A 25,663-nucleotide genomic window follows, 5' to 3' on the forward strand; every position below is an offset into this window, starting at 1 on the left:
GATTCTCGCTAACCGTTTACCACTTTGTGCTGGACGCCGTTTATGAAGGTCAAAGAGATCGCCACCGCCGCCGGGGTAAACCCCGATACCGTCCGGTTCTACACCCGGGAAGGTTTGTTACAGCCCACGCGCAACCCGGACAACAACTACCAGCAATACGATGCCGAGGATCTGCGCCGGCTGCGGTTTGCCCGTAAGGCACGGCAACTGGGGTTTTCGTTGCCGGAGATTCGGCAGATTCTGGCCCGGGCGGATGATCAGCATTCGCCGTGCCCGATGGTTCGGGACGTGTTTCAGCAGCGGTTGGTGGTGGTTGAACGGGAAATTGCGGAGTTGCAGCAGTTGCGCAAGCGGATGATTTCGGCGCTGGCTGCCTGGCAGGAGATGCCGGACGGGACGCCGGATGGGCATACGATTTGTCGGTTGATTGAGTACTGGGACGATCCCTCGGCCGAGTCTTGTTGCGAGGAGCCAAAGCATGAGTGATGCACCTGAGCTTAAACCGGCGCTGTCGATTTCCGGAGCCTCGTGTCAGGGCTGTGCGAAGAAGATTCGCAATGCTCTGGAGCCGTTGACCGGCAGTACCGAGCGGGTTGCGGTGGATATCGAGGCGCAAACGGTGGCTTTGCCTGACGGGGTGGATCTGGCCGAGGCGGCGCGGGTGGTAACCGAGGCAGGGTATCCGGCGGAGCCTGTGGCGACGTCAGAGCCGGCATCGTGTTGTGCTTCGAAGAAGGCTTCGTCCTGCAATAGCCAATCCGACAATACCGGTGCACCAGCCAAGTCGGCCAAAGAACACGCACAAGCATACGAAGCAGCAGACGATGACCAGGTTGTGCTGTCGGTTTCCGGGGCTACTTGTGCGTCCTGTGTTGCCAGTATCGAGAAGGCGTTGCTGTCGGTGCCGGGGGTGACCCATGCTCATATGAATCTGGCGGATAACACAGCCACGGCCCGCGGCAAGGCGGAACCGGATGCGCTGATTAAAGCGGTGGAAAGTGCCGGCTATGGTGCCAGCGTAATTGAGGATGCCGACGCGGCTGATGATCGCCGGCAAGCGGAGGATAAAAAGCAGTACAAAGTGCTGCTGGTGAAGATGGCCATCAGTCTGGGCCTCGGCTTGGTGTTGATGGTCTGGGGTATGGGTTTCGACACCATGATGGTGACGGAGGCCAATCAGCTTACCTGGATCAATTTCGGCGTTCTGACCCTGGGTGTGATGATCGCTACCGGTGGGCATTTCTTCACCGGGGCCTGGAAGGCCTTCAAACACCATAACGCCAACATGGACACCTTGATTGCCCTGGGTACCGGTACCGCCTGGCTGTATTCCATGGTGGTGTCGTGCGTGCCGGAGCTGCTGCCGGAGATGGCGCGGCATGTGTATTTTGAAGCTTCCGCCATGATCATCGGCCTGATCAACCTGGGCCAGGCATTGGAGCTGCGGGCCAAGGGCAAAACCTCTGAGGCGGTGCGGCGGTTGCTGGACCTGCGGGCCAAGACCGCCCGGGTGATTCGCAACGGCGAAGAACAGGACCTTCCCGTTGAGCAGGCTCGCAAGGGCGACCACATACGGGTTCGGCCCGGAGAGAAGTTGCCGGTAGACGGGGTGATCGTGGAAGGCAGCACCCGCATCGACGAAAGCATGCTGACTGGCGAACCCATGCCGGTGAGCAAGGCGAAGGATGATGAGGTGTCGGCCGGCACTCTGAACACCCACGGTTCGATCATTTACGAAGCCACCCGTGTCGGCAGCGAGACGGCGCTGGCGCAGATCATCAAGCTGGTGAAAAAAGCCCAGGGCTCGAAACCGGCCATTGGCCGGTTGGCCGACAAGATTTCCTCGGTGTTCGTGCCCACGGTCATGCTGGTTGCCATCGGCGCGGCACTGGTCTGGTACAACGTGGGGCCAGAGCCGGCGGTGGTTCACATGATGATAGCGGCCACCACCGTGCTGATCATTGCCTGCCCCTGTGCTCTGGGCCTGGCCACGCCGATGTCGGTGATGGTGGGCGTCGGCAAGGCTGCCGAGTATGGCGCGCTGATTCGCCAAGGGGATGCGTTGCAGACCGCCGGCAAGATCGATCTGGTGATTCTGGACAAGACCGGCACCATCACCGAAGGCCACCCGGCCGTCACGCGGATGACCGCCGTTGATAATAACGAGACCACCTTGTTGGCACTGGCAGCCGGGCTGGAGCGCCACTCCGAGCACCCCCTGGCAGAGGCCATATTGAGCCGGGCCAACGAAGATGGCGTAGAGCCTGAAACAGTGACGGACTTTGAAGCGCTCAATGGCAAGGGCGTGCAAGGCAAGTTCGATGGCCAGACGGTGCGCCTCGGCAACCGGCGCTGGCTGGAGGCCGAAGGCATCGACGTGACAAATCTGGATTCGGCCGCCAACACCATTACCGAGGAAGCCGGCACGCCGTTGTTTCTGGCACTGGGCGCCAAGGTGCTGGGCGTTATCGGGGTGGCCGATGCCATCAAGCTGGATTCCGAAGCCGCCATCCGCCGCCTGCATGACGCAGGCATCAAGGTGATGATGGTGACCGGGGACGTTGATGCCACCGCCAAAGCCATCGCCGCCAAAACCGGTATTGATGACTACCGGGCCGAAGTACTGCCCGAGAACAAGGCCGAAGTGGTCAGCGAGATGCGCGGCAAAGGCTACACCGTGGCCATGGTAGGCGATGGCATCAACGACGCCCCGGCACTGGCGGCCGCAGATGTCGGTTTTGCCATTGGCACCGGCACCGATGTCGCCATTGAAAGCGCAGCCATAACCCTGATGCGCGGCTCCCTGCACGGCGTGCCGGATGCCATCGAGATTTCCCGGGCAACCGTCACCAACATCAAACAGAACCTGTTTGGGGCGTTTGTATACAACACCATGGGTATTCCCGTGGCCGCCGGGCTGCTCTACCCTGTATGGGGCATCCTGATGAGTCCGATTCTGGCCGGTGCCGCCATGTCGTTGTCGTCGGTGACAGTGGTGTCTAACGCCAATCGGCTGCGCCTGTTCAAAAGCAGCCATAGCCCGGCACAGCAAGAGGAGCGGAACTGATGGAGACGATTCTGGTCAACGCAGCAGGGCTGGCCCTGATGGCTGCCGTGGTCTGGTGGTTCTGGTTATCCGACAACAACTCCGGGCAGAACCAATAATCCTGTTTACACATGCATTACCGAGGTAACCGCCATGAAAAAACACACCTTAGCCCTTGGCCTGGTGGCCGCCCTGGGATTTAGCACCACAGCCGTCGCCGGCGGAGCCGCCCACAGCATTCACGTGTATAAATCGCCCACCTGCGGCTGCTGTGGCGACTGGATCGACCACCTGGAAGAAAACGGGTTCGACGTCACCGCCACCGACACCAATGACATGGGCAAGATCAAGGCTGAGGCCGGTTTGATTCCGGGCCTGGGCAGCTGCCACACCGCTTTTGTGGGTGATTATGTGGTGGAAGGCCATGTGCCGGCGGATGACATCAAACGCTTGCTAAGTGAAGCCCCGAAAGCCACCGGTATCAGTGTGCCTGGTATGCCCATGGGGTCGCCCGGCATGGAGATGGGCGACCGCAAGGATCACTACAAGGTCATCCTGTTCAACAAGGAAGGCCAGACCCGGGTGTTTGCCGAGCACAACTGACCGTTTTGCGCTCAGGCCAGGATATCCTTGCACAGCCAGCCCGGCTGTGCACCCGTGAGGCTTGCGGGTCTGTCTGTTTTTTCTACACTGTCGTTCCGGGCTGTTCTATTATGGAAGTCAGTGTTGGAAACAAAACAAATACTCGCAGGGATTCAGCTTGAGCCTTAAAACCCGCCTTCTCGGCCTCGCATCGTTACTGATCATTCTCGCGGCGTCTGCCTCCTGGCTGGCCTACCGGGAGTTGTCAGAAGACATCATCGAACGCTGGGGCAAGCAGGTTACTGAAATTCAGGTGCGTTACGACAGCGCCCGACTGTTGCAGTCCCTGGAACGGGAAATCGGCCTGGCCCGGCAAATGGCGCAATCCTCTACCCTGCTGCAATGGGCCGCCAGCCCGGACAATCCCGAGCTAACCTCCGCTGCCATCCGCCAGATGGAAACCTTCCGCAATAACTTTCGGGACAACAGTTACTTTGTTGCCCTGCGGGAGAATGGTCACTATTACTACAACAATGCTGACAATCAGTATGCCGGTGACCAGTTCCGTTACGTACTGGACCCGGAAAAACCGGATGATGCCTGGTTCTTCCAGCTGATCGAAGAAGGCCGGGATTTTCACCTGAACGTGAACCCGGACCAGGAACTCGGGGTTACCAAACTGTGGATTGATGTGCTGATGCGTGATGAGAGCAACGAGATTCTCGGCATGGTCGGCACCGGCCTCAATCTTGACACCTTCCTGCAGGACATCGTCGACATAGGCCAGGAGGGCATCACCACGCTGTTCGTGGACTACAACGGCGCCATTCAACTGTATCGCGACCGCAATTACATTGATTTTGCCAGCATTATTAAACCCGAAGGCCAGAAGAACACCGTGGACCTGCTGTTTGAGGATCGCCAGGACAAACAGCAAATACTGGGCATGCTGCAGATGCTCAAACAGCGCAACGGAGAAGACGGCGCGGTGGAAAGTGGTTTTGTCACCATTGACGGCCGCAAGCACCTGGCCGGCGTGGCTTTTCTGCCGGCTATCGGCTGGTTCGAGATTACCCTGCTGGATTTGAACGCACTGATACCCACCAGCTACCTGTGGCCCCTGATTGCTGTTTTCCTGGTCACCTTGCTGGTCGCCCTGATTGCCTTTCACCTGATCATTCAGTCACGCATTCTCAAACCGGTATTGAGCCTGGAGTCTGCCGTGATGCGGCTGCGAGAGGGCCGGTTTGACCTGCCCTACCTGCCCAAACCGGATAACGAAATCGGCCGGCTGGTAGACCACTTTGAAAAGATGACCAGCAAAATGCGGGATACCACCGCCGAGCTGGAGCACAAAGTCGCGAAACGCACGGAAGAACTGCACCGGCTGGCTCGGGTGGATGCCCTCACCGGCCTGAAAAACCGGCGTGGCCTCGATGAAGTCATCGAACAGGAAATCCAGCGGTCAGAACGTGAAGGGAAGGGATTCGGGCTGATCTGGCTGGATATCGACCATTTCAAAACCATCAACGACACCCGTGGCCATCAGGCCGGGGACGACATTCTGTGCCGGGTGGCACTCTGGCTGAAAGCGGCGGTTCGCCCCTATGATCAACCGGGCAGGTGGGGTGGCGACGAGTTTGTGGTGCTGTTGTCCCCCTGCGACAAAGACACCCTCGAACAAATTGCCAACCGGGTGCGTACCAACGTGGAGCAGGAAAGCCAGCATACAGGTACATCAGTCACCATCAGCGTAGGCGGCTATTTCAGCCAGCCAGGCGATGACATGGACACCTTGCTCCGTAACGCCGATCAGGCCCTGTATCAGGCCAAACGCGGGGGGCGAAACCGGGTATGTATCCAGACTGCCGCCGGCGAAGAGACATACCCGGCCTGACAGATCTGACTCGCACCTGCATAACCGTTATACTCCGCTGCATCACCCATTTTATAGCCAGGTCTTTTCTACATGCTCAATGCCGACGCTCTCAATCAGTTGCGCCAGCTGAAAACCGATATCAAGCAGAACAAGGTGGTCTTCCCGGGCACGGTCAAGCCCACCAACGGGCGCTTTGGCTTTGTGGCTCTGGATGAAGGGCGGGATGTGTTCCTGCCACCGGAAGAAATGCAGAAAGTGCTGCCCGGGGATCGGGTGAACGTCACCGAGCAGGAAGTGGAAAAAGGCAAAACCCAAGGCGTGGTGGACGAGCTTCTGGAATCGCACCTGACCACCTTTGTGGGCCGCTACCTGATCAAGGGCAAGGGGCATTTTGTGGCGCCGGAAACCCCGGGCATCAACCGCTGGATCTTCATTCCACCCAAAGAGCGCATGGGTGCCGAGCCCGACGACTTTATTTACTGCCAGATCCATCGCCACCCGATCAAGGACGGTAAAGGCCAGGCAAAAGTCCTGCGCGTCATTGGCAAGGCTGGCCAACCGGGCATCGAGCGGGCGTTCACCCTGGCCAGTTTTGACCTGGCAGACGCCTGGCCGGAGGAAGTGCAGAAACAGGCCGACAGCCTGAACGAAGCATCGATAGCCGCCCATACCGAGGGCCGGGAAGACCGCACCGAGCAACCCTATGTGACCATCGACAGCCCGGGTACCCAGGACATGGACGACGCCCTGATGGCCACGCCCAACGCCACTGGCTGGACGCTATCGATTGCCATTGCCGACCCGACGGCGATGATCGAACCGGGCAGCCCCGCCGAGGAAGAAGCCTTCAACCGGGCCACCGCCATCTATTTCCCGGGCGAGCCGCTGCCCATGCTGCCGGACAGCATCAGTACCCGGCTGTGCTCGCTGATGCCGGATGTGCCCCGCCTCGCTCTGGTGTGTGACCTGCAGGTGAATAACGACGGCAGTCTGGGCGATTACAGCTTCCACCAGGCCATGATCCGCTCCAAGGGCAAGCTGAGCTACGAACTGGTCTCCCATCTGATCGAAGGCCGGGAAGACGACGAGATCAAGGCTCTGCCAGACGAGGTCGCCAACAGTCTGGACCAGTTACACCAAGCCGCCACCGCCTTGCGCAAATGGCGCGCCGAACACGCGCTGCTGAGCCAGGACCGGCCGGAATTCCGCCTGCGCCTGGATGAGAACAAACGTATCCGGGTGATTGAACCGGCGGTGCAGAACGAGGCCCACCGATTGGTGGAGGAGTGCATGGTGGCAGCCAACCGCTGTGCCGCAGACTTCCTGACCCAGCAGGGCAAAGGCCTGTTTATCCAGCACCCGGGCCTGCGGGACGACCGCGCCGACAACATCCGGAAATTGCTGGAAAGTCATGCGCCGCACCTGGCCGAGCACGACGCCAACACCGCCGAGGGCTTCAAGGCGCTGATGAAACACAGCGACCAGCCACAGGCCGAGGTACCGGTGAAAGCCATCCTGTCCCGCCAGCTGGCCCGGGCGGAGCTGGGCTTTGACGCCGCGCCCCACCAGGGTATGGGGCTGGACGCCTACACCACCTTTACCTCACCGCTGCGCAAGTTCTCAGACTTTTACGTGCACCGGCTGATTAAAGCGGCGCTCTGGGATACCCCCATCAAACCTCTCAACAGCCAGCAACTGGAAGCCCTGCAGGCCACCCAGTTCCGCGCCCGCCAGGCCGCCAACACACTGGAAACCTGGCTCAAGGCCGACTACGCCAAGACCCTGCCAGAAGACCCCATGGAAGGCACCATCAGCCGCACCATGCCCTCCGGTTTCTTTGTGCGCCTGGACAGCAACGGGCTGGAAGGCTTTGTCAGCTGCAAGGACCTGGACGGCAAATACGGCTTTGATCCGGTCACCCTGCGGCTGGTGCACAACAAGAATGGCCGCATCTTCCAACTGGAGCAGCGGGTTACCGTCAGCTTCGCTGGCGTGGACGACGAGCGCCGGCAGATTAATTTCAAGCTGCTTGAAGCAGAAGAGATTGCCAGTCGTGATGGCACCGACAACGGTTGAAAAACCGAAAGCTCAGGCGCACCGTACGTCATAGGAGACAACCTTTGACGGGAGGTGCGCCATGCCCATCAGCCCCCAGGAATTTCTGAAGAAATACGGGTTCGACAAAGAAGACGAAGAGCGCGATCACAGTCTGCGTGAAAACGCGCTGGACCATGCCAAACACCTGAAGCGCCCCCATGCCGGGACGCCTCACGATTGGGAAGAATGGGAGCGCTACAAGCGTGAACACCCCGACGAGGTGGAGGACGAAGACGAGTCTTGACCCGCTTTGTTCATTTACTCGTACCCTGCACCTGACTCAGGCGCTCATCCTTGCGTTGCCATAACTCTCCCAGCCAGTCCTTCACATTCCGGCGATGTTCGGCATCGCTGGAATAATCCCGCCCTTTCAAGTGCTCCGGAATTATCTGGGTGCTGATATCCAGCTGGACTTCAGGCACGCGGCCACACATGAAATCCCAGAAGGTGGGCGCGCCGTTGGGGTAGGCAATGGTTACGTCTACCAGGGTGTCGATGGAATCGCCCATGGCATCCAGCACAAAGGCGACGCCGCCGGCTTTCGGCAGCAACAGGTTCTGGTAGGGGGATTTCTGCTTGTCGTGTTTGGCTTTGGTAAAGCGTGTGCCTTCGACAAAGTTCATGACGCTTACCGGGGTGTAGCGGAATTTTTCACAGGCCTTGCGGGTGGCTTTCAGGTCTTCACCGCGTTTTTCCGGATGCTTGATCAGGTACTCCCGGGTATAGCGTTTCATGAACGGGAAATCCAGGCCCCACCAGGCCAGGCCAATCACTGGCACCCAGATCAGCTGCTGTTTCAAGAAAAACTTCAGAAACGGCGCCCGACGGTTGAATACCCGCTGCATGGCAAAGATATCCACCCAGCTCTGGTGATTACTGAGCACCAGGTACCAGCTTTCCCGCTTCAGGTTGTCTGCACCGGTCACCCGCCAGCGGGTGCCGTGGGTCAGTTTCATCCAGCCAGTGTTGCAGGCCACCCAGGATTCCGAGATCCAGATGATCGCTTTGGTGCACAATACCCGGAACCCCTTGTGCGGGATGACCAGTTTCAGCACCGCCGGAATGTACAGCAGCAAGCACCAGAACAGGGTGTTTAGGCCCAGCAGAATGGAGTTGAGTATTCCGACAACGGGGGCGGGCAAGAAACTGAGCATGAGAAACCTGTTTTCATTGTTTGACCAAAGGGCCGATATCATAACAATGAGATACAGGATTGGGCAGTGGCCTGAAGTGACCATTATGCCGGCCAGATGTGACGGTTTTGCCATGGTGCCCGGGCAACAGCCCGCCTATCCTGTCCGGAACAGTGACTGAAGCACCAACGGAAACACACATGCTTAACCCCGTGAAAACTGCCCTCAACCTGACCTCTGACCTGGCTCGCCAGGGCACCCTCTATGCCGGTAACGCCTTTGACCGGGTGTTTCGCGCCGCCAGCCTGGTACAGGCAGGCCAGACCCCGTTTGAAACCCTCTATTCGGACGGATTGGTCAGCCTGCGTTACTACCCGCCACTGAAAGAGGATTTCATTGAGCTGGACGATATGGTGATCCCGGTGGAACGCACAACCCATCGCACACCGATTGTGATCATTCCGCCCCTGGCGGTGAACATGCTGATCTACGATCTGTTCCCCCAGCGCAGCCTGGTGCGGTTTCTGCGGGCGAAGGGATTCGAGGTGTATCTGATTGACTGGGGCATTCCCAAGCGGGAGCACACCCACTACAACATGCATACCTATGTGGCGGAGTTGCTGCCGGCCTATTTGAACCGGGTGCGGGAGCACAGTGGTGAGCAGGAGTTGTCGCTGCATGGCTGGAGTATGGGCGGCATGTTCACGCTGTTTTACTCGGCCCTGAGCAAGGACCAGCACATTCGCAATGCCATTGTGCTGGGTCTGCCCATCGACAGCCACGCCTCCGGCGCCATCGGCTGGATGTACCAGCGCATAGCGGATGTTGCCGGCGTTGTTCGCAAGCGCACGGGGTTTCAGTTGCACAGTATGAAGCCACACTGGTTCCACACCCCGGGCTGGGCCAATACTATCGGTTTCAAGCTGAGTAATCCGATTGGCAGTGTGATGGGTTACTGGGAGTTGATTGTGCGCCTGGGTGACCGGGAGTTTGTCACCAACCATGCCACTACGTCGGCGTTTCTGGACCGGATGGTGGCTTATCCTGGCGGGGTGATTCAGGACACGGTGGTGCGGGTGTGGATTGATAATCAGCTGGCCAAGGGGCAAATCCAGATTGGCGAGGATTTCGCGCGGCTGGAGAATGTGAATGCCAACTTACTGGCGATTGCCGGCCAGGAGGATACCTTGGCGACGCCGGGGGCAGCGAAGCGGGTGATGGATCATGTCAGTTCCACCGACAAGACGTTTCGGGTAGCGCCTGGGGGTCACATGGGAATTCTGGCCGGGAGTAAGGCGCCCAAGGCCTCTTGGCTTGAGTTGGCGGAGTGGCTGGCTGCTCGGTCTGACTGACTTTTTATCGGAGTCTGTCGGCAGGCGTTGGGGAGGGGGTGCCAAAACGGAAAACGTGGTTTTCCTGATGGTTTTGGCACCCCCTCCCCAACGCCTGCCTTCGCTGACCGTTCGATATGCCTATTGAAAGCTGCTTTCAGGTATTGAGAGCCTTGAGACTCTCGGGAAGTTGAGAAAGGCTTTGTATTACTGCTGACGGCTCTATGCCCCAGTCTTCGAAGACCCTGTTTTCATCCCGTTTTACCCAAATCGCAGACAGCCCGGCCGCTCTGGCACCGATCACGTCCCAGGCGTTGCTGGACACCAGGCACAGGGGGCTACCCCAGGCGCCGGTGGCGCGGCGGGCGTAGGTGTAGACGGCGGGGTCGGGTTTGAAACTTTTGATGTCATCCACCGACACCAGGCCATCGAACTGGTCCAGCAGGTTGTTGTGGCCGAGGACTTTTTCCAGTGCGGGGTAGCTTCCGTTCGAGAAGGCAAACAGGGGGTACTGGCCTTTCAATGCCTGCAGGGCCGGTAAGGCATCGTCAAAGGCGGGGAGAGACAGGTAGGCGGCCATGAGTTGGTCTTCCCGCGCCTTGCTCAGCTCCAACTGGTGCACGGCCATGGCATAGCGCAACGCCTGGCGGGTGCATACGCCGAAGTCTTCGTAAACTCGCATCAGGCCCTTCCGGAACGAAAACTCCAGCTGCTTTTCCCGCCAGAGCCCGGCAACCGCCGCTGCCTGCTCGCCCGCATCCTGTTCGAGCAACCGGGACATGCCCATCGGATCTACCAATGTTCCGTAAACATCAAACGCCAGAGTGGTTTTCATGCTTGCTCCTGTTCCGGGAAAGTGCGCCTCAATATTGAACGATTACTCAATTTAGACCAACCGGACTTTAGTGGCAAAACCGCTGAACCAGGCCCGGCTCTCTGGTGACTTGGCCTTTGCTCTCGCCTAAACTGCCAACCATGAAGCCCGTTGATATGTTGAACCTGGACCTGAGATCACTCGCCACCTTCGTTGCTGTACTCGACGAGGGTGGGGTGTCGCGCGCGGCCGTTCGGTTGGGGGTGACGCAATCGGCAGTGAGCCATACTCTGGAGCGTTTGCGCCAGGCCTTCGGCGACCCACTGTTTGTGAAATCCGGCCGGGGCATTGTGCCAACCGACTATGCCCTGCGCACCGGGCCGCACATCCGTCAGCTACTGGACGACCTGCGCACCCTGCCCTCCGGGCCGCCGTTTGAGCCGGCGACGGCGGAGTTCACCTTCACCATCGCGGCCAACGACTACCAGCGGGATCTGCTGTTACCGGGTTTGGTGAAGACGCTCAGGGAGCAAGCGCCAGGTATTCACCTGCAGGTCATTCCCTCCGGTATTCCCAATGCCGATCTGCTGCGCAAAGAAGCTTGTGATCTGGTGATCAGTCCCTTTGCGCCGGAAACCACAGATATCATGCAACGGGGTTTGATGGCGGACCGGATGGTGGTGTTCTACGACCAAAACCACCGTGACGCGCCGGCTGACCTGAAGGATTACATGAACGCCGACCACATCACCGTGCTATTCGCCACTGGCGAGAAGCCAGGGCTGGACAGCACCATGGAGGCACGGGGGCTGAAACGGCGCAGCGTAGTGACCGTTTCCAACTTCTCTGGCCTGCCAGCCTTTCTGCGCGGCACTGACCTTTTGGCCTCCGCACCCGAACGAATGAGCACACAACTCATGCGGGACTTCGCCTATGTACCGCTGCCTTTCGAATACAACCCCTTCACTTTGCTCATGCTCTGGCACCGCCGCCACCAGACAGACCCCGCCCACCGCTGGGTTCGCAACCAGGTGAACTCCGTGGCGGCCACCATGAACGGTCTTCACGATTAATCAATCGATTTTGCTCATGTATTGCATGAAAGGGGACGCCGTTATTTTTCCGAGCCGATCGTCCTAGACTTCCCGCCCTAATGTTGCCTGTCAGGTTGGGGGACGGCTTTCCAAAACCTTGCGGAGCCAGGGATGGCGGAGCAGAGCGTACAGGGATGTATTCACAGCGTGTTTTGGAAAGCCGTCCCCCAACCTGACACTTCACCGAAGTCAGGAATCGACGTGCTCGCACTCACCAGCATCTGGACAACCATTCTATTAGCCGCTGCCGTGGCGCTCGGCCCAATGGCTATCGATATGTACCTGCCTGCGCTACCGCAGATTGGTGCTGACTTTAATGCCGGCACCGATCAGGTTCAGTTCACGCTGAGTATTTACCTGATTGGTTTTGCCCTTGCCCAGCTTGTTTGTGGACCTTTGGCAGACCGGTTTGGACGCAAACCCGTCATGATCGGCGGAATGCTGCTGTTTGCACTTGCAAGCATTGGCTGCGCCCTGTCCAGCAACATCGAATCATTGCAGTTGTTCCGATTCCTGCAAGCACTCGGCGGTTCCGCTGGCCCGGTCCTCGGCCGGGCCGTGGTTCGGGACGTTTACACACCTCGAGAAGCGGCAAAAATTCTCGCCCTGCTGGCCGGCATGATGGCTTTGGCACCGGCAGTGGCACCGACGCTCGGCGGCTTCATCGTAGCCACCATGGACTGGCATTGGATCTTCATCGTCATGGCGGGCTACGCCCTGATCATGGTGGCCGTCATCGCCTTCGGCATCCCCGAACCCCTGCGCCCGGAAAACCGCCAGCCGTTCCGATTCTGCCACCTCATGCGCAACTACCGCCGCATCGGTACCGACATGACCTTCATCGGCTATACCTTCACCAGCGCCGCCATCTACGGAGGCCTGTTCGCCTTCCTGTCCGGCTCCGCCTTCGTGCTAATCGACGTCCTGGGCGTCGCCCCCGAACACTTCGGCCTGTACACCGCCATCACCGCCGGTGGCTACCTGCTCGGCAACATGGCCTCCATCCGCCTCGCAAGACGTTACCTGCCAGACCAAATCCTGCTCTACGGCCTGGCCACCACCCTAACCGCCGGCGCCACCATGGCATTACTCGCCTATCACCATGTCTACAGCCCCTGGGCCGTGGTGCTACCGCAAGCCCTGTTCATGGCCGGCACCGGCATGGTCCTACCACAAACCATGGCCGGCGCATTAGCCAACCACCCCACCATGGCCGGCTCCGCCTCCGCCCTGCTCGGCTTCGTCCAAATGGCCGCAGCTGCCGCCGCCGGCGCCCTCGTCGGCATCCTCCACGACGGCACCCCACTGGTCATGGCCACGATTATTGCGATATGCGCAGGGCTCGGCCTGATTGGTTACCTGTTTCTAGTGCAGCGATATCCTGCACCGGGTTTTGAGGCCCAAGGCGCTTCCCACTAGCCACAACATAATCACCCAAAGAATCCCGGAAAAGGCTACGGAGCTTTCTAGGGGGATCAGCTTTCCAAAACCTTGCGGAGCCATGGATGGCGGAGCAGAGCGTACAGGGACGTATTCACAGCGTGTTTTGGAAAGCTGATCCCCCTAGAAAGCTATGCACGGATTACTGAAAGGGGATGAAAACTCATCCAAAGTAAGCTACACAGAGTAGATTGCAGAGATCCAAAACCACAAGACAAGGAGCACACCATGAGCAACGTCACCCTGGACGGCAACCCCATCGACGTCAGCGGCAAATTCCCCCAAGCCGGTGAAAACGCCGCCCCGTTCACCCTCACCAACAGCGGCCTCGAAGAAGTAAAACTCGACAGCTGGCCCGGCAAACGCAAAATCCTCAACATCATCCCCAGCATCGACACCGGCGTCTGCGCCGCCAGCACCCGAAAATTCAACGAAAAAGCCGGCAGCCTGGACAACACCGTCGTCCTCGTCGTCTCCGCCGACCTCCCCTTCGCCGCCGCCCGCTTCTGCGGAGCCGAAGGCCTGAACAACGTTGAAACCCTCTCCACCTTCCGCAACTACAGCTTCCAGCAAGACTACGGCGTCGCCATTCAAGACGGCCCACTTGCCGGTCTGTGCGCCCGTGCGGTCGTGGTCCTCGACGAGAACAACAAAGTGCTGCACAGCGAACTGGTCAACGAAATCAAAAACGAGCCGGATTACGAAGCGGCGCTGAAGGTTCTGTAAGTAATCCCCAACCGGGTGGTCAGAGCATTTACGCAGCCTCGATATCGTTTTGGACTACCCGTTCCGAGTTTGGGCTGCGCCGGCAAGACTCCGGCGTTAGGGCAGCCGGTTGGGGTGGGCTTTGCAAAACTGTGCGGAGCCATGGATGGCGGAGCCCAAGCGCCACATGGATGTGCCGAAGGAGCGTGTTTTGGAAAGCCCACCCCAACCGGGTGCTTCCTCCGAAGCCAGACCTGTTAGAATCCACGCCCAGAATCCAAAACCCAAGGCACCGACCCCCAAGTGCAGAACCAACCCCAAAGCCCAAGCCTGGCCCGCCAGCTCTACCAAATGACCTGGCCCATGCTGTTCGGCGTGCTCTCCCTGATGACCTTCCAGCTCACCGACAGCGCCTTCGTCGGTCAGCTTGGCCGCGATCCCCTCGCCGCCCTGGGCTTCACCGTACCCATGCAACAACTGGTTAGCGGCATGTACGTGGGCCTCGGCATCGCCACCACCGCCATCATCTCCAGGACCCTGGGCCAGGGCGACAACCTCCGCGCCCAACGCCTCGGCGGCCTGGTCGTCACCATCGGCGCCAGTCTGGCGCTGATCCTGTGCCTCTCAGTCTGGCTATTACAAACCGGCATACTCAACTTCCTCGGCGCCGACGACCAACTCCGGCCAGCCATCCGGGAATACTGGGTGCCCTGGCTCATGTCCGCCTGGCTTGGCGCCCTGCTCTACTTCGGTTACGCCGTCTGCCGTGCCAACGGCGACACCAAGCTACCCGGCTACATGATGATCGCCACCAGCCTGCTCAACATTGCCCTGGACCCGCTGTATATCTTTGTCTTCGGCTGGGGCCTGCCCGGGGCCGCCTGGGCCACCATCACCGCCTTCGGGATCGGCGCCCTGGTGGTTTTCCCGGCATTGGTCAGGCGCCAATGGCTGCGCTTTGACCTGCTGCAACTGCAACTGGCCAAAGCCATCAAGCAGCTCGGCGGCATCATGGCACCGGCCATGGTCAGCCAACTGATGCCGCCTCTGTCTGCCATGCTGGCCACCTCGCTGGTGGCCGGTTTTGGCTCCGCCGCCGTCGCCGCCTGGGGATTGGGTACCCGGCTCGAGTTCTTCTCCATCGTGGTGGTGCTGGCCCTGACCATGTCCATGCCACCGATGATCGGGCGCATGCTGGGGGCTGGTGAGCTCGACAACATCCGCAAACTGGTGCGCATTGCGGTTCGCTTTGTAGTGGTCTGGCAACTGATGCTGGGGCTGGTATGGCTGACGGCCTCCGGGCTGGTTTCCACTCTGTTCAGCCGGGATGCTGATGTTCAGGACATACTGCTGAGCTATCTGCTGCGAGTGCCCCTGAGCTATAGCGGCCTGGGGGTCTGCATGTTGATGGTTTCAATCAACAATGCCCTGGGATTACCCATGCGGGCGCTGCTGATTTCAACGCTACGGCTATTCGCCTGTTACCTGCCTCTGCTGTGGCTGGGCGCCCAGGTGTCCGGGCTCACTGGCTTGATGTCCGGTGCCCTAATTGGCAACCTGTTCGCCGGGGTGATGGCGTACAGTCTTTACCGCCAAGGAATGACCAGATTGAGACAAAAGTACCCCGCCACTTGACGGTTAACAATGAATTAATGTGCTAGTCTTCGGTAATCTGTTTTGGCTATCGCGCCCCGGCCTTTTCGCTGCGGGCAGATGAATAATTAACCCCAATACTCCTTCCGGGTTACCGGCCTCACTATGGTACCAGGACTCATCATTTTGCTGCCGGTGCTGGGAGCCTTTGCCTCCTGGGTACTGAGCCGCAACCCCACCGGCGTGAGTGTACGTGTTCATGCCATCACAGCCGCATTGGCACCCCTGGCCGGTTTACTTCTGCTGGCAGGTCACTGGCCGCAGGCGTCTGACCCGAACGCGCTGGTCACCACCGTACAGTGGATTCCACAACTGGGCCTTAACCTGTCGTTCCGGCTGGACGGGCTGAGCTGGCTGTTTGCCACCCTGATCACCGGCATTGGCTGCCTGATCATTCTGTACGCCCGTTACTACTTCGATGGCAAAGCCACTGCCCCACGTTTCTTTATCCTGATCCAGCTGTTCATGACCGCCATGCTCGGCATTGTGCTGTCGGAGAACCTGCTGTTCATGCTGGTGTTCTGGGAACTGACCAGCCTGGTGTCGTTCCTGCTGATCGGCTTTAACTGGTCCAGCCGGGGCGCCCGCCGGGGTGCCCGAATGTCGCTGGTGATTACCGGTGGCGGCGGCCTGGCGCTGCTGGCCGGCATTCTGTTGCTGGGCAACATGGCCGGTAGTTTCCAGTTATCTGACATTCTCGCCCAGGGCGAGACGCTCAAACAGCACAGCCTGTATCCGCTGATGCTGAGCCTGGTGCTGCTGGGGGCATTCACCAAATCCGCCCAGGCGCCTTTCCACTTGTGGTTGCCCCACGCCATGGCCGCCCCTACACCGGTCTCCGCCTATCTGCATTCAGCCACCATGGTCAAGGCCGGGCTGTTCCTGATGGCGCGCCTGCACCCGGCCCTGGGCGATACCGAACTGTGGTTTACGCTGATCACCGTTACCGGCATGGTCACCCTGATGGTGGGCGCTTTCGTAGCGATGTTCATGCACGACATCAAGGGTCTGCTGGCCTATTCCACCATTTCCCATCTGGGCCTGATCACCCTGCTGATTGGCATGGGCAGTGAAATGGCCATGGCGGCAGCGCTGTTTCATCTGGTCTGCCACGCCTTGTTCAAGGCCCCGCTGTTTATGATGGCAGGCTATGTTGACCAGGCCACGGGCAGCCGTGACATGCAGTTGATTAACGGCCTGTGGCGCTGGATGCCTGCCCTGATGATCGTCACCCTGGTGCCGGCGGCCGCCATGGCGGGGCTACCGCTTATGAGCGGCTACCTGAGCAAAAAGATGCTGTTCTCCGAAAGCCTGCTGGTGACGGCACCCCACTGGGCGGATGTGGTGATCCCGGCCTGGGTCACCGTGGCGGGGCTGTTTTCGGTGGCCTATTCAGTGCGTATCTTCCACAACGTTTTCTTTAACGGCCAGCCACGGGATCTGCCGGTGTGGCCACCAAAACGTAAACCGGCCGCCGCGTTGTTGCCGTTGGCCATTCTAGCGACCCTGTCGCTACTGGTTGGGTTGGCGCCCCAATGGATCTACGACCACCTGGTGCATATGGCGGTGCTCCAGACCACTGCGGCTCACCTTCCGGAATACGATTTCAGCGCCCTGTCCGACGCCCACACTCCCGCCATGATGAGCCTGCTGGCGATGCTGGGCGGGCTGGCAGTCTACGCGGCCCGCAAGCCGTTGTTCGCCATTCACGCCCGGCTACCGGAGGTGGACGCCAAGGACATTTTTGAAACCGCCATGCAGCGCACCATCCGCTTCTCCCAAACGCTGGTTTATCGCCTGGAGAATGGCTCGCTCCAGCGCTATCTGGCGCTGATCCTGTTAACCACCGTCGCCCTGGTGGCCTGGAGCCTGAGCGGCCTGGAACACTGGCGTGGACCCATACCCATGACTTCCCTGGACCCACTGGTGGTGTTCGGTGTCGGCATTCTGTGCCTGTCTGCCATTGGCGTGACACTGTTCCACCGCCATCGCTTGCCGGCGCTGCTGCTGTTGTCGGTCACCGGCCTGTTTGTCACCCTTACGTTTGCCTGGTTCTCCGCACCGGACCTCGCCCTGACGCAACTGTCGGTTGAAGTGATGGCGGTGGTGATCATGATGCTGGCATTATCCTTTTTGCCCCAGAGCTCGCCGAAGGAATCCCGTTGGCCCAGAATTGCCCGGGACCTGTTCGTGGCCCTGGCCGCCGGCGGCGGTGTGGCCGCGTTTACCTTTGCCGTGCTGACCCGCCCGGTAAACTCCATTTCCGATTTTTTCCTGGCCAACAGTGTGCCCGGAGGCGGCGGGACCAACGTGGTCAACGTTATCCTGGTGGATTTCCGGGGTTTCGATACCCTGGGTGAAATCACCGTACTGGGTATCGCGGCAGTGGCGGTGTTCGCCTTCACCCGTAACCTTAACCTGAAAAAACGGGTGGCAGAATCCGGCCACTCCCATTGGGTAGCCGAGCCCCATCCGGTCATCCTGCAGATGGTGGCGCACATGGCTTTGCCCATTGCCCTGCTGGTATCGGCGTATATTTTCCTGCGCGGCCACAACATGCCAGGGGGCGGTTTCATTGCGGGATTGGTCACGGCCGTTGCGCTCACCCTGCAATACATGGCCGGTGGCCTGGTCTGGGCCCAGGCGCGCATGCGTACGCACTTCCGCTCGCTCATTGGTGCGGGGCTGCTGATCGCCCTGCTGACCGGTGTTGCCAGCTGGCTGTTCGGTTATCCGTTCCTGACCACCACCTTTGCCCACCTGCACTGGCCATTAATAGGTGAGTTCGAGCTGGCCAGCGCCTTGCTGTTTGACCTGGGTGTGTACACCACCGTGGTCGGGGCAACCCTGTTGATTCTGGCGAATCTGGGCAAACTGATGACCATCGCCGGCCCGGGCAGGGAGGTAGGCTGATGGAACTGATGATCGCGGCCGCCCTGGGCATCCTGACCACCTGCGGAGTGTTCCTGATTCTGCGCGCTCGCACCTTTTCCGTGGTGCTGGGCCTGACCTTGTTATCGCACGCAGTCAACCTGTTCCTGTTCAGCATGGGCCGGCTGACAACCGGCGCCCCGGCCATTGTCGGCCTGACGGAATCCAGCGCAGACCCACTACCCCAGGCGCTGGTGCTGACCGCCATTGTGATCAGCTTCGCCATGACCGCCTTCGTGGTGGTGTTGTCCCTGAAAGCCGCCGTAGAACTGCGCAATGACCACGTAGACGGTGAAAACCCGAACGAGGACCGGCCATGACCCACCTGATGATTCTGCCGGTGGTCATCCCCATGCTGGCCGGTGCCTGGTTGCTGGTAAACCATCGGGCCAGTATTGGCCGCCAAAGGGTTTGGAGCATTTTGTCCACCAGTATCCTGGTGGCTCTGGGTGTGTGGGCGGTTATTGCCGCGCAAACCGATTACCACACCTACTGGCTGGGCAACTGGCAGCCGCCGTTCGGCATTGTCCTGGTGCTGGACCGCCTCAGCGCCATGATGCTGTTGCTGGCCGCCTTACTGGCCCTGTTCTGTGTGCTTTATGCCAGCCGGGGCAGCGATCGGGAGGGTTCCCACTTTCATGCCCTGTTTCAGTTCCAGCTGATGGGCATTAACGGCGCCTTCCTGACCGGTGATCTGTTCAACCTGTTCGTGTTTTTTGAAATCCTGCTGCTGGCTTCCTACGCCCTGTTGCTGCACGGCGGCGGCCGAGCCAGAAGCCGGGCAGGCCTGCATTATGTGATCATCAACCTGCTTGGTTCCGCCCTGTTCCTGCTGGCCCTTGGCATTCTTTACGGCCTGACCGGCACCCTGAACATGGCCGACCTGGCGGTGCGGATTGCCGCCGCCAACCCCGATGACCAAACTCTGCTGAAAGGTGCCGCCCTGCTGCTGATGGTGGTGTTTGGCATCAAGGCTGCCATTTTGCCGTTGCTGTTCTGGTTGCCCCGTGCCTACTCTGCCTCCAGCGCACCGGTGGCGGCGCTGTTTGCCATCATGACCAAGGTGGGCTTTTACGCCATGGTGCGGGTGCTTCTGATTGTGTTCGGGCTGGACGCAATGCAGCCCCTCAACGCCGAGGTGTTCCTCTGGCTCTGGCCCCTGGCGCTGGCCACCCTGGGTCTTGGTGCCATTGGTGTACTGGGGGCAGCCAGCCTGCGCACCATGGCGGCCTACCTGGTGATCATGTCCAGCGGTTTGCTGATGGCCAGTTTTGCCATGGCCGAGGCCACCGTACTGGCGGCCAGCCTGTTCTATCTGCTGCACAGCACCTGCCTGGCCGCAGTCTTTTTCCTGCTGGCCGACCTCATCGGCCGGCAGCGGGCCGACGGCTACGACCTGCTCTCGGTGACCGCACCTTTGACCCACCGCTGGACCCTGGGCACGCTGTTTCTGGTGGCGGCGGTCAGTATGGCGGGGCTGCCGCCGTTCTCCGGGTTCGTTAGCAAAGCCTGGCTGCTACAGAACGCCATCACGCACCCACACTATCTCTGGCTCTGGGGCATCACCTTGATTGCCGGCTTGTTCATGCTTGCCGCCCTCAGCCGAGCCGGCTCCGGCTGGTTCTGGAAGCCAGAACCGTTTACTGGCCGGCAGCGCCGCAAGCTGGACCCGGCCCGGGTAGCCACGGTGTCCGTACTTATCGGCATCAGTGGCGCCCTGGCCCTGTTTGCCGCGCCGGTGATGGAGTATATGACTGCAACCGCAGGCCAGCTTTATCATCCGTCCGCCTATGTTGAGGCGGTGCTTGGTGAGCCTGCCACGATGACGGGAGGGCGAGCCCCATGAACTGGTTACAGCGCTGGGTGCCACACCCCCTGTTCGCCGGCTTTCTGCTACTGTTATGGCTGTTGATGAACGAGTTCAGCTTTGCCCACCTGTTGCTGGGCGCGGTGCTGGCGGTGGTGATATCCCGGGTGACCCAGCCGTTCTGGCCGGAGCGTTCAAGGATCAAGCATCCGGGTAAGTTGCTGCGCTACCTTGGCCGGTTATTGATGGATATCCTGAAATCCAACCTGATTGTCGCCCGGCGCATTCTGTTCCATTCCCGGCGGCTGGAGCCGGGGTTCTTCACTTACCCCCTGGCACTGACCGACGATTTTGCCGTCACCATACTGGCCAGCACCATTTCGCTGACTCCGGGCACGGTCAGTGCCCACTACGATCGCGAGGGCCGGTGCCTGCTGATTCATTGCCTGCATCTGGAGGATGAAGCAGCGCTGATCAGAGACATCCGCGAGCGTTATGAGCAGCCGTTACAGGAGATTTTTGATGATTGAATGGGCGGTTAACCTGGCAATTACCGTGTTTGCGGTGGCCATCCTGCTAAACCTGTACCGGCTGGCCATCGGCCCGGACATCGTGGACCGGATCCTGGCGCTAGACACCCTGATGATCAACAGTATTGCGTTGATTGTGCTGTTTGATATCCGGCTGTCGCTGGGCATCCTGTTTGAAGCCGCCATGCTGATTGCCCTGATGGGTTTTGTCGGAACGGTGGCGATGACCAAGTACCTGTTGCGGGGGGATGTGATCGAATGACTTCGTCATCCATGCCGTTCGTTCTTGAATTGGTGATTTCGCTGTTCCTGGTGGCCGGCGCCGTGTTTGCGCTGATTGGCTCTATCGGCCTGGCCCGCCTGCGGGATTTCTTTATGCGGTTGCACGGGCCCACCAAGGCCAGCACCCTGGGCCTGGGCTGTTTGCTGATCGGCTCGTTGCTGTTTTTCAGTTTCCAGCGCGGCGCGCTGTCCGTGCATGAGGCGATTGTGACCGTTTTCCTGTTTGTGACTGCCCCAGTCAGCGCCCATATGATGGCCAAAGCCGCCCTGTTCCGGGGTGTGGATAAGGGCGGCCCAAGCCGGAATTACCCGGACCGTTAGCCGGCAAACCTGGCCCGGAAGCTCTCGGGCATGGGGGTGACTTCCCGGGTTTTGTAGTTGAAGAATACAAAGCCGTATTTAGCCATGGCCACGGATTGCCCGGTGTCGGCTTTGGTGACCCGGAACACGAAATCGCCGCCGTATTTGTTGAAATCCATCAGGCCGACTTCGAAGCGCAGCATGTCCGGGTAGAAGGATTCGCCCTGGTACATGGTGGCCAGGTCGGTGACGATGATGCCGGTGCCGTTCTGGTCGGCTTCTTCGATGCCGTGTTCTACCAGGAACTGGGCGCGGGCCTCGGAGAGCATGGAGATCAGGGCGTCGTTGCCGAGGTGGTTGGCGCCGTTGATGTCGGTGATTCTGACGGGCATTCGGGTTTCGAAGCTGAAGGCGTTGTCGGGGAATTCGAGTTTGATTCTTGCCACGGGGGTGTCCTGATCTGATTCAACATTGGATTGGCCTGAATCATACGCTTCCGGTTGTGACTTCTCATCTTATGGTGCTATCGGGTATCTTGCTTGGTATCCCTGCGCTTCTTTTTGCGGGGGCGCGGCGGTAAGGAAGGGCTTTCCAAAACACGCTGTGAATACATCCCTGTACGCTCTGCTCCGCCATCCCTGGCTCCGCAAGGTTTTGGAAAGCCCTTCCTTACCCCCTCGTTCTTACAATGTGCGCGCACCGTTTGAAGATTTAACAACAAACAAGAGTGACTTATGGATATTCGCCCGGCTGCCACCCTGGTTCTTACCCGCGATACCGAAAACGGCATTGAAGTGCTTCTGCTGCAACGCACCTGGGAGGCTATTTTCCTGCCCGGTTACTATGTGTTCCCCGGCGGGGCGGTGAACGAGCAGGAGTCGGAGGCGCAGCCGCATGTTGTGGGTGTTGAAGACGCGGATATCAGTCAGACCATGAGTCTGGATGAGGGTGGCGCGGATTTTATGTTGGCGGCGGTTCGGGAGTGTTTTGAGGAGGCGGGGGTTTTGCTGGCTCAGGATACGAACGGCAAGCTGGTTGGCGCGGACCATCCGGTTCTTGGTGAACGGCAGGCGTTGTTTCAGGATGAGGTGTCGCTGGCGCAGTTGTGTGAGAAGTACAAGCTGGTGGTGCCGCTGGACCGGTTGGCGTATTTGAGCCATTGGGTGACGCCGCCGGGGCCGCCGCGGCGGTTTGATACTCGGTTTTTTGTGGCGGTGGCGCCGGAGGGGCAACGGGCCGGGCATGATGGTCAGGAGACGATTGATCACGTGTGGATTTCACCGGCGCAGGCGCTGGAGGAGCATCGGGCGGGGCAGCGGTTGTTGGGGTTGCCAACGATCCGTACCTTGCGGGTGTTGTGTGATTTCAGTTCCACCGCCGAGCTGATGCGCTATGCCCATGCCAATCCGCCGGAGGCGTTCCCGACCGATCCCTGGCCGGCGCTTCGCAAGGGTAAGCCGGTGATGCTGGAACCCAACGCGCCTGCTTACGATGAGGCATTGAAGCTGGACCCGGAGGGCGAAGGCTCCACCCGGGCGGAAATCGTGCCGGGGCAACCGGTGGAGGTGGCGGCCGGTGTAGTACGATTGACGGCACCGAACCCGGGGATGATGACCGGGCCGGGTACCAATACCTATATCCTGGGTTTTGAGCGGTTTACGGTGATTGATCCGGGGCCGGCGAACGAGGCCCACATTGAAAAGATTCTGGAAGTGACCGGCGGGGTGGTGGACCAGGTACTGGTCACCCATACCCACCTGGATCATTCACCGGCGGTGTCGCTTCTGAAAGCACGAACCGGTTGCCGGGTGTTTGGCTGGCCAGCCCCGGAAGGCGCCGGGCAGGACCAGTCCTTCACGGCGGACGACGAGCCGGAGCATGGCGACCTGATTGTCAGTGAGGCGGGCATCCTGAAGGTAATTCATACCCCCGGGCATGCCTCCAACCATCTGTGTTACCTGCTGACGGACCAGGAGCTGCTGTTCTCTGGTGATCACATCATGCAGGGCTCTACGGTGGTGATCAATCCGCCGGACGGCGATATGAAAGCCTATGTGGAGTCCCTGTACGAGCTGTTGGAGGAGCCGGTGAGATTTATCGCCCCTGCCCACGGTTTTCTGATGGGGCAACCGGAGGCGGTGATCGATTACCTGATTACCCACCGGTTATCGCGGGAGCACAAGATCTTCCGGGCGCTGGAAGCACTGGCACCGGTGTCCCTGAAAGACCTGACGGCGAAAGCCTACGACGATGTGCCTGCGGCCATCCATGGACTGGCAGCCCGATCGGCCCTGGCTCACCTTCTCAAACTCGAAGCGGAACACCGGGCCTATCAGTCAGACAGCCTCTGGTACAACCTGTAAAGAACACCTAACGGCGGTAACAGAATCGCAACCAGAATTCGCAAAAGGTCCATTTAGTTCTCTCCTCGTGGCACGTATAACAGTCATATCTCTGAAAGATAGCAGTGTTATTACATTCAACCACATTGGGCCATTACAGATGGGCCCGTGATCATGAAAGTGGCATTAAACCTCTGTCACAGCGGTATTCATGAACCATACAGGGCCCTATCCTTGGGGCCACTGGACAGGTACTCGAGGACTTATGCTGTTTCAAAGGCCCAGATACTCCACAATCCGACACTTTCCGATCTGGTTTTTCGCGGCCGCCATGCCCATGGTCGCTTTAGCGGACACCAACGATGCCTCTTTGCTGGTGGCCCAACTTGCAGAGGATGAAAACGTTGAGGATGTGGTGCGTTCTGAACCTCGGCGCAGTCCAGGCGAAGATGACGACGCCGGCGACGACGAGCAGGAACCATCGGCGCCAGATACCGACCAGCAAACGCACACGGTCAAATCCGTGGTGGTACCCGTTACCCGCAAGATTGCCCCCAACATCGACCTGAAAGAGGTGGCCCCCCTGCCGGAACCCGAGCCGGAACCGGAAACCCTGCCGGGCGCGGAACTGTCTGCAGAGGAACTTCAGGTAGCACAGGATACTGCTCAAGGAGAAACGCCTGCGGCCGAGGATGAAGCAGACGTTCCAACTGAACCCGTGCCGGCGGAAAGCTTCACCTTGCTCGGCAAGGACGTGCTGCCCGGCACCTCCACACGACTGGCCTGGTCACCCCAGATCCAGATTGCCGGGCTGTCGCAGATTACCCCTGTGCTGGTGGTCAACGGCATCAACGCCGGGCCAACCCTGTGCCTGACCGGCGCCGTGCATGGCGATGAGCTCAATGGCATCGAGATTGTTCGCCGCACCATGTACGACCTGAACCCCGAGAAGCTCAGCGGTCGGGTGATCGGCGTGCCGATTGTCAATCTCACCGGATTCCAGCAGGGCAGCCGGTACCTGCCTGACCGGCGGGATCTGAATCGCTATTTCCCTGGCCGCAAAGAGGGCAACCTTGCCGACCGGGTGGCCTATTCGTTGTTCGAGAACGTGATTCGCCACTGCGACATGCTGGTAGACATTCACACCGGTTCCCTCAAGCGCACCAACCTGCCCCAGTTGCGGGCTGACATGAACAATCCAGACGTGGCGGAATTCACCCGTGGTTTTGACCGCATGGCGGTGGTGCACAGTTCCGGCTCCCCGGGCATGTTGCGCACGGCCGCCGTCCAGGCGGGCATCCGCGCCGTGACCATGGAAGCTGGAGAATCGTTGCGGATTCAGGAGCACCAGATTGAAGCCGGGGTAAACAGCCTCAACAGCCTGCTGGAAAAGCACGGTATGATTTCAAGGATGTTTGTCTGGGGCGATCCGGAACCGGTCTATTACGATTCCACCTGGGTGCGCGCTGAGCACGGCGGCATTCTGTTCAGCGAGATTGGCCTGGGTGCCAACGTCTCAGAGGGCGAGGTGCTGGGCTATGTGGCTGACCCGATTACTAATGAACAACACCCGATACGCTCCACCTCCAGCGGCAGGATCATCGGCATGGCGGTGGATCAGGTGGTGATGGCCGGCTTTGCCGCCTACCACATTGGTACGGAGGCAGAAGTTCCAGGAGAGTAGTATGCTAGGGGTT

The 25,663-nt window shown here is 59.7% G+C and carries 22 protein-coding genes; 19 read left to right on the forward strand and 3 right to left on the reverse strand.

The features are described from left to right. The first annotated feature begins 42 nt into the window (after window positions 1–42). From ABIE59_RS13845 to ABIE59_RS13870, 6 genes are all read left to right on the forward strand, one after another. Entirely contained in the window at window positions 43–486 is a 444-nt protein-coding gene (locus ABIE59_RS13845; RefSeq protein ID WP_354447760.1) for a MerR family transcriptional regulator, read from the forward strand. Then, window positions 479–3,067 carry a heavy metal translocating P-type ATPase gene (locus ABIE59_RS13850; protein ID WP_354447762.1) on the forward strand — a complete coding sequence of 863 codons (2,589 nt, stop codon included), beginning with the start codon at window positions 479–481 and terminating at the stop codon, window positions 3,065–3,067. The genes ABIE59_RS13845 and ABIE59_RS13850 overlap by 8 nt, the downstream gene beginning before the upstream one ends. A gap of 132 nt (window positions 3,068–3,199) precedes the next feature. Further along, window positions 3,200–3,649, forward strand: coding sequence for a DUF411 domain-containing protein (locus ABIE59_RS13855; RefSeq protein WP_342631412.1), 450 nt, complete (start codon window positions 3,200–3,202; stop codon window positions 3,647–3,649). Window positions 3,650–3,806: 157 nt separating this feature from the next. Beyond that, window positions 3,807–5,525, forward strand: coding sequence for a diguanylate cyclase domain-containing protein (locus ABIE59_RS13860; RefSeq protein WP_354447764.1), 1,719 nt, complete (start codon window positions 3,807–3,809; stop codon window positions 5,523–5,525). Window positions 5,526–5,597: 72 nt separating this feature from the next. Further along, entirely contained in the window at window positions 5,598–7,583 is a 1,986-nt protein-coding gene (locus tag ABIE59_RS13865) for a ribonuclease R family protein (RefSeq protein WP_354447766.1), read from the forward strand. A gap of 61 nt (window positions 7,584–7,644) precedes the next feature. After that, window positions 7,645–7,848 (forward strand): hypothetical protein, encoded by a 204-nt coding sequence (locus ABIE59_RS13870; RefSeq protein WP_354447768.1) that lies wholly within the window; start codon window positions 7,645–7,647, stop codon window positions 7,846–7,848. Window positions 7,849–7,858: 10 nt separating this feature from the next. Here the strand turns inward: ABIE59_RS13870 and yihG are convergent, their stop codons facing one another. Continuing rightward, window positions 7,859–8,758, reverse strand: coding sequence for a 1-acylglycerol-3-phosphate O-acyltransferase, YihG family (gene yihG, locus ABIE59_RS13875; protein WP_354447770.1), 900 nt, complete (start codon window positions 8,756–8,758; stop codon window positions 7,859–7,861). Between the two features lie 179 nt (window positions 8,759–8,937). On the opposite strand from yihG, the gene ABIE59_RS13880 reads away from it, so the two are divergent. Continuing rightward, complete coding sequence (locus ABIE59_RS13880; protein ID WP_354447772.1) at window positions 8,938–10,089, forward strand: alpha/beta fold hydrolase; 1,152 nt, start codon at window positions 8,938–8,940, stop codon at window positions 10,087–10,089. Window positions 10,090–10,225: 136 nt separating this feature from the next. Here the strand turns inward: ABIE59_RS13880 and ABIE59_RS13885 are convergent, their stop codons facing one another. Further along, the gene (locus ABIE59_RS13885; RefSeq protein WP_342631417.1) at window positions 10,226–10,903 is read right to left on the reverse strand and encodes a haloacid dehalogenase type II; all 678 of its coding nucleotides are present in this window, start codon (window positions 10,901–10,903) and stop codon (window positions 10,226–10,228) included. 140 nt (window positions 10,904–11,043) lie between these two features. On the opposite strand from ABIE59_RS13885, the gene ABIE59_RS13890 reads away from it, so the two are divergent. From ABIE59_RS13890 to ABIE59_RS13935, 10 genes are all read left to right on the forward strand, one after another. Beyond that, a complete protein-coding gene (locus ABIE59_RS13890; RefSeq protein WP_354447774.1) occupies window positions 11,044–11,955 on the forward strand; it encodes a LysR family transcriptional regulator in 912 nt (303 codons plus the stop codon). Window positions 11,956–12,177: 222 nt separating this feature from the next. Then, window positions 12,178–13,395: a Bcr/CflA family multidrug efflux MFS transporter gene (locus ABIE59_RS13895; RefSeq protein ID WP_354447776.1), complete on the forward strand. Its 1,218-nt coding sequence runs from the start codon at window positions 12,178–12,180 to the stop codon at window positions 13,393–13,395. Between the two features lie 249 nt (window positions 13,396–13,644). Then, on the forward strand, window positions 13,645–14,142 hold the full coding sequence (gene tpx / locus ABIE59_RS13900; protein ID WP_152439418.1) for a thiol peroxidase: 498 nt from the start codon (window positions 13,645–13,647) through the stop codon (window positions 14,140–14,142). A 282-nt stretch (window positions 14,143–14,424) separates the two neighbouring features. Continuing rightward, window positions 14,425–15,756, forward strand: a complete 1,332-nt coding sequence (locus tag ABIE59_RS13905; protein WP_354447778.1) for an MATE family efflux transporter — start codon at window positions 14,425–14,427, stop codon at window positions 15,754–15,756. Window positions 15,757–15,879: 123 nt separating this feature from the next. Then, window positions 15,880–18,687: a monovalent cation/H+ antiporter subunit A gene (locus ABIE59_RS13910; protein WP_354447780.1), complete on the forward strand. Its 2,808-nt coding sequence runs from the start codon at window positions 15,880–15,882 to the stop codon at window positions 18,685–18,687. Further along, a complete protein-coding gene (locus ABIE59_RS13915) occupies window positions 18,687–19,025 on the forward strand; it encodes a Na+/H+ antiporter subunit C (RefSeq protein WP_072675956.1) in 339 nt (112 codons plus the stop codon). The genes ABIE59_RS13910 and ABIE59_RS13915 overlap by 1 nt, the downstream gene beginning before the upstream one ends. Beyond that, window positions 19,022–20,551: a monovalent cation/H+ antiporter subunit D gene (locus ABIE59_RS13920; RefSeq protein WP_354447782.1), complete on the forward strand. Its 1,530-nt coding sequence runs from the start codon at window positions 19,022–19,024 to the stop codon at window positions 20,549–20,551. Before ABIE59_RS13915 ends, ABIE59_RS13920 begins: the two co-directional genes overlap by 4 nt. Continuing rightward, window positions 20,548–21,042: a Na+/H+ antiporter subunit E gene (locus tag ABIE59_RS13925; protein WP_354447784.1), complete on the forward strand. Its 495-nt coding sequence runs from the start codon at window positions 20,548–20,550 to the stop codon at window positions 21,040–21,042. The genes ABIE59_RS13920 and ABIE59_RS13925 overlap by 4 nt, the downstream gene beginning before the upstream one ends. Continuing rightward, window positions 21,035–21,304, forward strand: a complete 270-nt coding sequence (locus ABIE59_RS13930) for a K+/H+ antiporter subunit F (RefSeq protein WP_354447786.1) — start codon at window positions 21,035–21,037, stop codon at window positions 21,302–21,304. Before ABIE59_RS13925 ends, ABIE59_RS13930 begins: the two co-directional genes overlap by 8 nt. Before the next feature lie 11 nt (window positions 21,305–21,315). After that, window positions 21,316–21,645, forward strand: a complete 330-nt coding sequence (locus ABIE59_RS13935) for a Na+/H+ antiporter subunit G (RefSeq protein ID WP_354447820.1) — start codon at window positions 21,316–21,318, stop codon at window positions 21,643–21,645. On the opposite strand, the gene ABIE59_RS13940 is transcribed toward ABIE59_RS13935, so the two are convergent. Then, window positions 21,642–22,070, reverse strand: a complete 429-nt coding sequence (locus ABIE59_RS13940; RefSeq protein WP_058090816.1) for a thioesterase family protein — start codon at window positions 22,068–22,070, stop codon at window positions 21,642–21,644. The two genes, ABIE59_RS13935 and ABIE59_RS13940, sit on opposite strands and share 4 nt — an antisense overlap. A 288-nt stretch (window positions 22,071–22,358) precedes the next feature. Here ABIE59_RS13940 and ABIE59_RS13945 point away from each other — a divergent pair, with 288 nt between their 5' ends. After that, entirely contained in the window at window positions 22,359–23,987 is a 1,629-nt protein-coding gene (locus tag ABIE59_RS13945) for an MBL fold metallo-hydrolase (RefSeq protein WP_354447788.1), read from the forward strand. 316 nt (window positions 23,988–24,303) lie between these two features. After that, window positions 24,304–25,650: a succinylglutamate desuccinylase/aspartoacylase family protein gene (locus tag ABIE59_RS13950; protein ID WP_502915366.1), complete on the forward strand. Its 1,347-nt coding sequence runs from the start codon at window positions 24,304–24,306 to the stop codon at window positions 25,648–25,650. Window positions 25,651–25,663 lie beyond the last annotated feature (13 nt).

Origin of the sequence: Marinobacter sp. MBR-99, from assembly GCF_040547575.1 — a bacterium.
In the GTDB taxonomy this organism is placed as follows: domain Bacteria; phylum Pseudomonadota; class Gammaproteobacteria; order Pseudomonadales; family Oleiphilaceae; genus Marinobacter.